Genomic DNA, 10,718 nt, shown 5'->3' on the forward strand with positions numbered 1-10,718 from the left:
CGGGAAATCCTGGAGTTACTCGCCCGAAACACCGATACGCGACACTGTTACCCATGACAACACCAGTAACCTCAACCCCGGCCGGAGTGACGGTGGCGGAGTTCAACGCGGCACCCGCCGCGGAACTCGTTGACCAGCTGGCCGGACTGTTCTCCAGCAGGACCCTCGCCGTTGCGGTGGTGGACGTCCGCCCCTTCTCGAGCGTCGACGAGGTGTGCACCGCCGCGTCCACCCTCCTCAACGAGCAGGACGACGACACCATCCTGGAATCGGTGAACGACCACCCGCCGATCGGTGGGAAGGTCGAGGCGGGCACCCGCTCCGCCGCGGAGCAGTCGACCGCCGCCGGCAACGAGGGTGAGCACGGCGAGATGAACTCCATCCGCAACCTGCAGCCCACCTACCGGGAGAAGTTCGGCTGGAACTTCCTCATCCGTGCCGCCGGACGCGACAGCCGGCAGATCCTCGACAACCTCGTCGAGCGCATCGCGCACGAGCCCGGCGACGAATGGCCGGTCGTTGTCCGGCACCTCGACGCCATCAACCAGCTGCGGCTGCGCGGCTACGTGACCGACGACTCCGGTGACGAGACCACCGGCGAGAAGGGGGCCGACGCATGAGTCTGTCCACCCATGTCCTGAACACCACCACCGGCAACCCCGCCGAAGGCCTCACCTTCGAGCTCTTCGGCACCGACGGCGCCGACGGTGGGGCCGCGATCGAGGTCGGCGCGACCGACGCCGACGGCCGCTACCGGTTCACCACCCCGCTCGACCCCGGGACCTACCGCCTGCGGTTCGCGTCCGGGGACTACCTCGCCGCGTCCGACGTCGCGTCCTTCTCCTCCCTGTACCCCTACGTGGACATCACGTTCTTCGTCACGCAGGCCAGGGGCGGGGCCGACGGTCACCTGCACATCCCTCTCCTCCTGTCCCCCTACGGCTACTCGACCTACCAAGGAAGCTGAGCGACATGAGCGAGACGAACGTGAGTGACAACGCAGCGGGTGACAGGGACGTCCTTCCCCCCGGCACCATCGGCGCCGACCACATCGACGGGGTTCACCCGGTCGACCAGAAACCCCCGATGCTCAGGACGTTCATCCTGGGCCTGCAGCACGTCCTGGCGATGTACGCCGGGGCGATCGCCGTCCCGCTGATCGTCGGCGGTGCCCTGATCTCCGCCGGCGAGTTCGAGGCGGAGCACATGCACCACCTCATCGTCGCGGACCTCTTCGTCGCCGGCATCGCCTCGGTGATCCAGTCCCTCGGTTTCTGGCGTTTCGGTTCTCGCCTTCCCCTGATCCAGGGCGTGTCCTTCGTTTCCGTCGCCCCGATGATCTCCATCGGCTCCGAGCACGGGATCACCGCCATCTACGGTTCCGTGATCGTCACAGGCGTCGCGATGATGCTGATCGCCCCCGTCTTCGCGAAGGTCGTGAAGTTCTTCCCGCCGCTGGTCATCGGCACCATCATCACCGTGGTCGGCCTGTCGCTGCTGTCGGTCGCCGCCGGCTGGCTGTTCAACCAGAACGGCGCGGAGAGCGAGCAGGGCACCGTCGGGAACTTCATGCTGGCGCTGCTCACCCTGGTCGCGGTCATCTGCATCCAGCGTTTCGCCCCGGTCGCGTGGAAGTCCATGGCCGTGCTCGGCGGCATCGTCGTCGGTACCGTCGTCGGCGTGTTCACCGGGGCTTCGGACTTCTCCGCGGTCGGCGAGGCGGACTGGGTCGGAGTCCCGATGCCGTTCCAGTTCGGTGTGCCGACCTTCGAGATCGTCTCGATCCTCACCATGATCCTCGTCGGCCTGGTGATCATGACCGAGACCGCCGGGGACATCGTCGCCGTCGGAGACATCACCGGCAAGCGCGCCACCGGACGCACCATGGCCGACGGTCTGCGCGCCGACGGTCTGGCGACCTTCCTCGGCGGTATCTTCAACACCTTCCCCTACTCGGCCTTCGCCCAGAACGTGGGTCTGGTCTCGCTGTCCCGGGTGGCCAGCCGGTTCGTCGTGACGGCCGCGGGTATCATCCTCATCGTCCTCGGCCTGCTGCCGAAGGTCGGCGAGATCGCCACCGGTATTCCGCAGCCCGTCCTCGGCGGCGCGGGGGTTGCGCTGTTCGGCATGGTCGCCGCCTCCGGGATCACCACCCTGTCGCAGGTGGAGTGGAACGAGACCCGCAAGCTCATCGTGGGCGTGTCCATTGCGCTGGCGATGCTGCCGAACGTGTTCGAGGGGATCTACGCGAACCTCCCGGACGAGGTCGAGATGATCCTGGACAGCGGCATCCTGGTCGGAGCCGTGTCCGTGATCCTGCTGAACCTGCTGCTCAACCGCGCAGGAGGCGGACACCTCGCCGAGGACATGGAGGACGAACTGGCGGATGACACGGAGGCGGACCAGGAGCCGCCCGTGGACGCCCGGATCCCCGGCAACATGGGTGCGGCACCGGAGACCACCGGTGTGATCCCGGGTTCGGAGGACGGGGACGCCGAGCGCTCGCCGAAGGCCTGACCGCCCGGCCCCACCGGTTCCGCCCCACCCCGCCGACCCAAGGAGTTTCATGCCCAACCAGGTCACCGTGGTGCTCGGCCACGTGGTCACGCCGATCAGCGGGCAGGACGCACTGCTCGACATCCCGTCCGGCGCCGTCGCCCACCGTGACGGCACGATCATCGACGTCGGAGCAGCCGACAGCGTCCTGGGGAACCACCCGGACGCGAACACCGAGGATGAGGGCGACCGCCTGATCATCCCCGGTTTCGTCGACGCCCACGTCCACTTCCCCCAGGTCGGCATGATCGCCTCGCCCGGCCTGGAACTCCTCGACTGGCTCGACAGGTACACCTTCCCGGCTGAAGCACGTTTCGCCGACGACGCACACGCGGACGCCACGGCCGCGTTCTTCACCGAACAACTCATCGCCAACGGTGTGACCACCGCCTGCGTCTACGCCAGCGTGCACCCGGGAAGTGCCGGGGCACTGTTCCGTCATGCCCACCAGCGCAACCTGCGGATCATCACCGGCAAGGTCTGCATGGACCGCAACGCCCCGGACGAACTGCTGGACACCCCGGACTCAGCGGTGACGGACAGTGCTGCCCTGCTGGAGAAGTGGCACGGTGTCGGACGCCTCGAGTACGCGATCACCCCGCGTTTCGCCCCGACGTCCTCGGACGCGCAGCTCACGGCCCTCGGCGAGTTGGCCGCGTCCCACCCGGACGCGGTGGTCCAGACCCACCTGTCGGAGAACACCGGCGAAGTCGGCTGGGTCGGGGAGCTGTTCCCGGACGCGGCGGACTACACCGATGTCTACGACCGGGTCGGCCTGGTGCGCAGGCGGTCGGTGTTCGGCCACGCGGTGCACCTGTCCGACCGGGAGATCGGTCGGCTGGGAGCGGCGGAGGCGTCCATCGCGCACTGTCCCACCTCCAACTTCTTCCTCGGCTCCGGCATGTTCAGCGTCGCCCGTGCACAGGCCACGCCGGGCCTGCGGGTCGGGTTAGGGTCGGACGTCGGCGCCGGGACGAGCCTGTCCCCGCTGGTCAGCCTGAACGAGGCGTACAAGGCGTCCCGCATGCTCGGGACGCCGCTGGACGTCGCGGAGTTGCTGCGGCTGACCACACTCGGCGGTGCCGAGGCCCTCGGGGTGGAGGCGTCCGTGGGCTCGCTGGAGACAGGGAAGGACGCTGACCTGGTGGTCCTCGACCCGTTCGCCGACGCCAACTCCGCGGTGCTGCGCAACCGGGTCGGGAACGCGGGGGAGACCGCGGAACTGCTGTTCGCGCTGATGATGCTGGGCGACGAACGGGCCGTCAGCCGGACCGTGGTCGCCGGAGGCTAGCCGAGGGCCGCGTCCACCAGGTCGGCCTGGGGCAGGTCGACGTGGTCGTGCCCGTCGCTGATCGTCAGGCTGACCTCGCTGAAGCCCTGGTTGCGGTAGAACTCGGAGCCGACGCGGGCGGCGGTGAGGGCGTCGAAGTTGTCGCTGCTGGTGGAGCCGTCGTCGAGTTCCCCCACAGCCCAGGTCAGCGGGAGGCGTCCGCGCTTCTCCACCGGGTAGGTGTCGGCCAGGGGAGGGGTGTCCTCCGGTGCCCCGCCGCCGGCCAGCATCACCGCGCCACCGGTGACGAGGTCCGGAAGGCGGGGCAGGACGCCGTAGCTGACCATCTCCGCCCCGCCGGAGTACCCGGACCACCAGACGTTGCCGGTGTCGAGGCCCTGCCGGGACAGGACCTCGTCCTGCATGAACGCGTCCAGCCACTCGACGTTCCCCGGAAGGTCGATCCACCAGGTCCACCCGTTCCCCAGGGAGGGGGTCTGCGGTGCGACGAAGAGCATGTTGCGTTCGTTCGCGACCCGGGCGAGGGAGCCCAGTGTCCCGTCGGGGTCGTCGGGGTAGGCGAATTCCCCGGCCCCGTCGCCGTGGAGGTGGACCAGCACACCGACAGGCTGTGAAGCATCCAGCCCGCAGTTGTAGATGTGGTAAAGACTGTCCCGTTCGTTGTGTGTGAACTCGCCCGTGAGTGGTGCACAGGGCTCCTCATCGTCACCGCTGCGGACCAGGACCGTGATCAGGACGGCTGTGCTGAGTGCCACCATCACCAGGACGGCGAGGGTGGTCAGGACGATGCGGCGCGTTCTGCGATCCCTGAACTTCGGCACATGAGAATAGTAACCGCTGGTGGGACTTCACAGGTGGAGGCGAGTCAGTCTGAGGCGAGATGGCACAGGAACAGGCTCCAGCCACTCAGGTAGCTGCAGGCTCACCCCGGGTGGACGACGGTTACTCGTCGTCCCCACCGTCAACGTCGTCGGGATCGTAGACGACGTCCACCTCGGCCTCGACGAGCCAGCCCTCCACCGGCAGCTTCACCACGCCGATGGCGTAGCGGGCGGGACGGGTCGGGTTGATGACCAGGGGATCCGAGGTCTCCTCGGAGGTGCCGCGGGAGAGCTGCTGCGGATCGCCGGTGCGCAGGTCGGTGTTGGCGAAGTACTGGCTGTACGCCCTGTTCCAGCCGTCGAAGTCCGGGTCCTCGCCCTCCTCCGGTGCGACGAACACGCGCATCGTGGCGACGTCCTGCACGTCCAGCCCCTGTTCCTGCAGCATCCCGCGCAGGATCGAGAGCACCTGCAGTCCCTGGGCCTCGGTCATGCTCATGCCGTCCGGTAGTTCGCCGTCGACCAGGAGGGACGGGTCGATGTAGGCCATCGGGTCGTCCTCGTCGGCGTCCTCGTTGAGCGCCTCGGGGCCCATCCCGGAGGTCTTGAACAGCTCGGTGTCGGACGGGATGGTCACACTGTCGGCGAGGGTGACGGCATCGCCGGACTCGTCGAAGTGGCTGTCGAAGACGGTGTCGACCTCCTCGGCGGAGGTGGGGTCGGCATCGTCGTCATCCGTGTCGTCGGAGCAGGCGGCGAGGGCGAGGACGAGGCCGGTGGAGACGGCCAGGGCGGACACCGAGCGGACGGTACGGGTGCGGCGGGCGGATCGGTACAGGGACATGCGTTTTCCTTCTGGTCTGGCGGGTCGGGTCAGGTCAGCGGAGAGGGTGGATCACACCGGGTGCGAGGGGCGGCAACCGCGGATCAGTCGGATGCGGCGCCGACGCGCTCGTGGATGTCCATGACCGCCTTCCGGCCCGATTCCAGGGCGCCGTGCTGCCAGGCGATGGAGTTCGACAGGTGGTCGCCGGCGAAGTACATCCGCCCCACCGGTTCGCACGCCTTCAGGTACGACGGGTGGTCGTTGTGCGAGTGCGAGCCCGAGGGCCAGTCGATCCAGGCGCCCTCGGAGTACCTCGTCTTCATGAAGGAGCCGGAGAAGGACGAACTGATGTCCTCGCCGTAGACGTCCCCGTGGATCCTCTTGCCGAGGTCAACGGCCTTCTCCAGGCGGTCGGCGTGCTTGAGCTTCTCGAACTCCTGGTGATTCTCGGCGTTGTTGTAGTAGGCCACCACAATCCCGCGGTCGGAGTTGTAGTGGTCGTAGGGGAACATGATCTGCTCGATCGCCAGGTCGGTGTTGGACGCGCCACCGTAGATGCGCTGGTCCTCCTCCCACCAGCGCCGTGAGTACTCCATGCCGAGCTTGCCCGCACTGAACGGCTTCGCGTCCTTCAGTGCGTTGACGTGGTCGGTGGGTAGGTCGCTGTCGAGTTTGACGACGAGGTGCGGCGGCAGGGTGTTGACGATGAAGTCGGCCTCGATGCGCTCGTCGCGCCCGTTGCGGGTGAAGGTGGCCCAGGGTTTGGAGTTGTTGTCGCCGGTGGAGAACCCGGTGACCTCGGCGCCGTACTTCACCCGGTTCGGGCCGATGGCCTCGGACATGCGGTGGTAGATCATGTCCATGCCGCCGACCGGGCTGTACATCATCATGGCCTGGTCGTAGCCGAAGTCGAAGGAGAAGTTGCGTCCGATGCCGGACTGGATCACGTCGCTGAGTTCGGCGGCTTCCCGCGGGTCGCCGTAGTCGGTGGCGGCGCCGGACGGCGGACCGTTGAAACCGGCGCGGTCGGTGCCGGTGTAACGCCCGTCGTCGGAGAGGTCACCGAAGTCCGCGAGGAACTCGGACAGGGCGTCCTTGTCGTCGGAACTGAGGTCGTCGTCCAGGGCGCCCTTGCTGATGGCCTTGGTCAGGAGCTCGGAGACGTAGCCGTAGGTGTCCGCCTTCGCCTGACGGTAGGGCAGTGCCACGTTGTTCAGCGGGGTGTGGCCGTCGTAGTAGACGAGGGCATCCGCATTCTGGTTGCCGAAGGCCAGGAGTTCCACGCCGAGCTCCCGGCAGTAGTCCAGGGTGATGTGGTGCTGGGGGATCCTGGTGGCGCCGACGTTGTAGAAGTGGCCGGGGGAGAAGGTGCACGTCTGGGTTTCGCCGTCCAGGTCGGTTTCGGTGACGCCGTCCCGTGCGGTCCACACGCGTCCGCCGGGACGGCTGCGTGCCTCGAGCACCTCGACGTCGTAGCCGCCCTTCTGCAGTTCGTAGGCGGTGACGAGGCCGGACGGGCCACCGCCGAGCACCAGGACCTTGTGGTGGCCACTGACCCGGTCGATGAGGTGCCCGGGCCGTGGCGGTTCGAATCCGACGCGGGTGATGTCGGTGTCGGCGACCGCGGGTGCCATGCCCATGCTGGCCATTGCGCCGTAGGCGGCCCCGGTGCCGGCGAGCATGCCGAAGCGGGTGATGAATTGTCGTCTGGTGAGGCTGAACTGTGCCAAGTCATTCTCCTGCAATCGATGTTTTCACGTCGATTTATATTGTCGGGAACCCGTGTTTCGTGACAGTTACCCCTCGGTGACGATGGGCGGTGGGGGTGACGGGGTCCAGGTAAACCGGACGTGAACCGGGTGGTGGCGACGGAGGCGGCGGCGGAGGTGCACCGTGGACGGGGGCGGACATGTATCTGCCGTCATATGTGTCCTATGAGACAGCGGTGATCAGTGCGTCCGGCGTCGTACGGTGGGACAATGGAGGTATGAGCGACAACAGTGAAAACCCGGATGTCTCTACCCTCAACGATGACGAGTCCCTGGACCTCCTCGGGACGACCACCCTGGGCCGCCTGGTCGTGCACCGCACCGACGACCTCGACCTCTTCCCGGTCAACTACGTGGTCAGTGACGGCAAGATCTACTTCCGCACCGCGGAGGGGACGAAGCTGTTCACCCTGTCCCTCCTGGACTCCAGGGTCCTGTTCGAAGCCGACCACGTTGACCGCGACGGTGACGGCAACCCGGCACACGCCTGGTCGGTCATCGTGAAGGGCACCGCCCGCGCGCTGACCGACCCGGACGAGATCCACGCCGCGGACAACCTCCCCCTGAGCCCCTGGCTGCCGACGCTGAAGTACAACTTCGTCGAGATCACCCCAACCGAGGTCTCCGGACGGACGTTCAACCTCGGTGAGGAACCCGAGCGCTACTGACGGTGGCCGTCCGCGCCTGACGGGTACGCTGACTGACCATGGCAGTACCCCATGACACCCCAGTCACCCCCGTCTTCCGCAGCCAGTACACCGCCGCGCTCAAGGGCCGCGCGCCCGCGCCCGTCCGGCTGAGCCGCACGGACGGCGAACTGTGGGTCCGGTCGGTGACCATGCCGGGCGCCGGGGTGATGTCCAGCGTGCTCTCCACCGTCCACCTGGGGGAGGACGGGGTCACCGTCGTCGATCCGGGCTGGGCCGGGAACAGGGCGCAGGACGCCGAGGGCAACGTCCTGCGTCCCCTCGACGACTTCCTGCGTGAACACGGCCGACGGCTGGAGCAGGTCACCGACGTCGTCGTCACGCACGCCCATCCCGACCATGTCGGTGGGGCGGCCGCGCTGCTGAAGGCCACCGGTGCGCGCTACCACCTGGGAGCGGTGGAGCAGCGGACGGTGGACGCCGCACGCAGCGGAACCGGTGTCGACGACTACGCGGTGAACGAGCACGACACCGGAGTGCCGGACGGGGTGCTGGACGCCTTCCCCTACCCCGTGCCGAGGAAGGGCATCCCGGAGTTCATTCCGCGTCAGCGTCCCGACCGGCTCATCGGAGACGGCGACATACTCCCGGAACACGGGATCACCGGGGAACTCGGCTGGCGGGCCGTGATGACCCCCGGACACACGCCCGGCCACCTGTGCTTCGCCGACGACGACCGCGGCATACTCATCGCCGCCGACCACGTGATCCCGGAGATCTTCCCCGGTATCGGGCTGGGGATCTCCTCGCTCGGCGGGAATCCGGTGAAGCACTACCTGGATGCCCTGGACACCCTGCGGCAGTTCGGCGACTACACCGTGGTCCCCGGCCACGGGTACTGCTTCACCGGGTTGGGCGCCCGCATCGACGAGACCGTCGAGCACGTGATGGTGCGTGCCCGTGAGGTGTCCAGGGTGCTGGACTGGAACCCGGACATCAGTGTCTGGCGCCTGGCCGCGCGCCTGACCTGGAGCAGCGGGTGGGACGAGGTCTCGTCCTCATCGACGGTCTGGTCCGCGCTGCGGCAGACCATGATGTACCGCGACCTGGTGCGGGAGCGCTAGTACCGCGGCGCCTGCGGGTACCAGGCCTCGCCCTCGACATGCCGGCCGACGTTGCCGACCTCCTGGTAGTCGAAGGCCGTGAACCCGGCGAAGAAGTCCGGCCAGTTCTCCTTCGTGATGTCCGTGGCGATCCGGTTGCTCAACCGGGTCAGCCCGGCGAAGATGCCGGAGAGCTGGTTGCCGGCCACGCCATGGGAGGCGCGCGCGCCGGTGGAGAGGTGGATGAGCTTCGGGATGTACTCCTTCGCCGCGTCCGACGCCCCCTCCTTCGCCTGGAACTGGAAACCGTCACCGAGGTACGGGCACTTGCCCATCGGGTGCTCGGCGGCGGGGCCGAACTCGTCGGACCACAGGGCGATGTCGTCCAGGAACGCCTCCAGTTCCGGACGCAGGCCCAGGTCCACGGTGTATCCGGTCGCCGAGATCACGAAGTCACCGACGTGTTCGATGCCCTTGTCGTCGGTGATGACTATCTCCGACCCACCGTCGGCCGCCTCCCGCACCTCCGCGTCGGCCCACCGGGTGTCGGTGAGCATGGAGAAGTTGTCGTGGATGAAGGCGCGCCACACGGACGCCTGCGTCGGCGGCTGCGGGAGACCACCGTTGAACAGGGAGAACTCCCACTTCTGTTCATCGGTCAGATCGTAGAAGTGCTCCTGCATGCCGGGGAACTCCATCCAGCGCAGCGAGTTCTGCCGCGGGACGTCCTTGCGCCGCACGTGCATCTCCACGCTCGCGGCACCGGCCTCCAGGGCGGAGGACGCGTTGTCGAAGCCGGAGGCGCCGCCGCCGAGCACGATCACGCGCTTGCCCCTGATGGCGTCGAAGTCGATCTCGTCCTCGGTGTGGGCGCGGAACTCAGCGGGCAGCCACTCGACCAGGGAGGGGAGGAAGGTGTCACCGCCGCCGGTCAGGCCCATCGAGAACACGATGCGCCGGGTGCGGTACTCGAGTGGTTCGCCGCCTCTGACCGCGGTGACGTGGAAGTAGCCGTCGGCGTCCGGGGGCGTCACGGAGGTGATGGCGGTCTCGAAGTCCACGTCGGCGTCGGTGACTGAGCGGTACCAGGTCAGGTACTCGTTCCAGTCCTCGCGCGGGCAGAGGTCCGTTGCCTCCCATGCCTCGGGGCCGTACTTCGCCTCGAACCAGCGCTCGGTGTGCAGCGACGGGATGTCGAGCTCGATGCCCTTCATGTTCTTCGGGCTGCGCAGCGTGTGCATGCGCGCGTAACGGGTCCAGCAGCCGACCTCCGGTTCCGGGCCTGCCTCGATGACCTTCACCGCGCCGATCCGGTGCCGGGACAGTGCGAAGGCGGCACCCAGTCCGGCCTGGCCACCACCGATGACCAGCACATTGAAGGCGCCCTCGGCAGGGGCGGGAACCCAGTCGTGGTTGTGTCCGATCAGGGCCATGTCCCGGCGTGCCTGCTTCTCCAGGGCCGCCAGGTTGGCGCTCGCCTCGGCCTCGGGCAGCGGCTCGGGGCGGGTCCGCTCGGGCAGCGTCGGGTCGGTCGGCCTGGCGTAGACGGTCGGTGCGTCCGTCGCGGGGCCGGTGGCGGTATCGGGATCGGTGGATACGCGTGTCATGCCGATGATGCTACTGCCACCGCATGACCCTCCCGCGAAAGTCGTGTTACGGGAATGTTTCATTCTGCGGTTGCCTATCCTTAACGCAATGGTCACAC

Annotated in this window: 10 protein-coding genes; 6 read left to right on the top strand and 4 right to left on the bottom strand. The window is 67.7% G+C overall.

The genetic code is table 11. The features are described from left to right. Positions 1-53 precede the first annotated feature (53 nt). The 4 genes from ACTIL2_RS14425 to guaD are packed head-to-tail and all read left to right on the top strand — an operon-like array spanning position 54 to position 3,847. Positions 54-620, top strand: a complete 567-nt coding sequence (locus tag ACTIL2_RS14425) for a 2-oxo-4-hydroxy-4-carboxy-5-ureidoimidazoline decarboxylase (protein WP_442338170.1) — start codon at positions 54-56, stop codon at positions 618-620. Continuing rightward, the gene (gene uraH / locus ACTIL2_RS14430) at positions 617-967 is read left to right on the top strand and encodes a hydroxyisourate hydrolase (protein WP_442338171.1); all 351 of its coding nucleotides are present in this window, start codon (positions 617-619) and stop codon (positions 965-967) included. The genes ACTIL2_RS14425 and uraH overlap by 4 nt, the downstream gene beginning before the upstream one ends. Before the next feature lie 5 nt (positions 968-972). Next, positions 973-2,517, top strand: a complete 1,545-nt coding sequence (locus tag ACTIL2_RS14435; RefSeq protein WP_442338172.1) for a nucleobase:cation symporter-2 family protein — start codon at positions 973-975, stop codon at positions 2,515-2,517. 49 nt (positions 2,518-2,566) lie between these two features. Next, positions 2,567-3,847, top strand: coding sequence for a guanine deaminase (gene guaD, locus ACTIL2_RS14440; protein ID WP_442338173.1), 1,281 nt, complete (start codon positions 2,567-2,569; stop codon positions 3,845-3,847). Here the strand turns inward: guaD and ACTIL2_RS14445 are convergent. The 3 genes from ACTIL2_RS14445 to ACTIL2_RS14455 form a co-directional block, all read right to left on the bottom strand. Continuing rightward, positions 3,844-4,668 carry an alpha/beta hydrolase gene (locus ACTIL2_RS14445; RefSeq protein WP_442338174.1) on the bottom strand — a complete coding sequence of 275 codons (825 nt, stop codon included), beginning with the start codon at positions 4,666-4,668 and terminating at the stop codon, positions 3,844-3,846. The two genes, guaD and ACTIL2_RS14445, sit on opposite strands and share 4 nt — an antisense overlap. A 121-nt stretch (positions 4,669-4,789) precedes the next feature. After that, positions 4,790-5,512 (bottom strand): Rid family hydrolase, encoded by a 723-nt coding sequence (locus ACTIL2_RS14450; RefSeq protein WP_442338175.1) that lies wholly within the window; start codon positions 5,510-5,512, stop codon positions 4,790-4,792. 83 nt (positions 5,513-5,595) lie between these two features. Further along, complete coding sequence (locus ACTIL2_RS14455) at positions 5,596-7,191, bottom strand: flavin monoamine oxidase family protein (RefSeq protein ID WP_442338179.1); 1,596 nt, start codon at positions 7,189-7,191, stop codon at positions 5,596-5,598. Positions 7,192-7,481: 290 nt separating this feature from the next. Here ACTIL2_RS14455 and ACTIL2_RS14460 point away from each other — a divergent pair, with 290 nt between their 5' ends. Continuing rightward, positions 7,482-7,931 (top strand): pyridoxamine 5'-phosphate oxidase family protein, encoded by a 450-nt coding sequence (locus ACTIL2_RS14460; RefSeq protein WP_442338176.1) that lies wholly within the window; start codon positions 7,482-7,484, stop codon positions 7,929-7,931. 38 nt (positions 7,932-7,969) lie between these two features. After that, positions 7,970-9,034 (top strand): MBL fold metallo-hydrolase, encoded by a 1,065-nt coding sequence (locus ACTIL2_RS14465; protein ID WP_442338177.1) that lies wholly within the window; start codon positions 7,970-7,972, stop codon positions 9,032-9,034. Here the strand turns inward: ACTIL2_RS14465 and ACTIL2_RS14470 are convergent. Beyond that, positions 9,031-10,620 (bottom strand): NAD(P)-binding domain-containing protein, encoded by a 1,590-nt coding sequence (locus ACTIL2_RS14470; protein ID WP_442338178.1) that lies wholly within the window; start codon positions 10,618-10,620, stop codon positions 9,031-9,033. The genes ACTIL2_RS14465 and ACTIL2_RS14470 overlap by 4 nt on opposite strands. Between the last annotated feature and the right edge of the window lie 98 nt (positions 10,621-10,718).

The organism is Corynebacterium sp. (genome assembly GCF_052107835.1).
GTDB lineage: Bacteria > Actinomycetota > Actinomycetes > Mycobacteriales > Mycobacteriaceae > Corynebacterium.

Excerpts from the sequence above, each read along its gene's own strand:
- ACTIL2_RS14425 (WP_442338170.1), top strand. The coding sequence starts at position 54 with ATGACAACACCAGTAACCTCAACCCCGGCCGGAGTGACGGTGGCGGAG.
- ACTIL2_RS14470 (WP_442338178.1), bottom strand. The coding sequence starts at position 10,620 with ATGACACGCGTATCCACCGATCCCGATACCGCCACCGGCCCCGCGACG.
- ACTIL2_RS14465 (WP_442338177.1), top strand. The coding sequence starts at position 7,970 with ATGGCAGTACCCCATGACACCCCAGTCACCCCCGTCTTCCGCAGCCAG.
- ACTIL2_RS14460 (WP_442338176.1), top strand. The coding sequence starts at position 7,482 with ATGAGCGACAACAGTGAAAACCCGGATGTCTCTACCCTCAACGATGAC.
- guaD (WP_442338173.1), top strand. The coding sequence starts at position 2,567 with ATGCCCAACCAGGTCACCGTGGTGCTCGGCCACGTGGTCACGCCGATC.
- ACTIL2_RS14435 (WP_442338172.1), top strand. The coding sequence starts at position 973 with ATGAGCGAGACGAACGTGAGTGACAACGCAGCGGGTGACAGGGACGTC.
- uraH (WP_442338171.1), top strand. The coding sequence starts at position 617 with ATGAGTCTGTCCACCCATGTCCTGAACACCACCACCGGCAACCCCGCC.
- ACTIL2_RS14450 (WP_442338175.1), bottom strand. The coding sequence starts at position 5,512 with ATGTCCCTGTACCGATCCGCCCGCCGCACCCGTACCGTCCGCTCGGTG.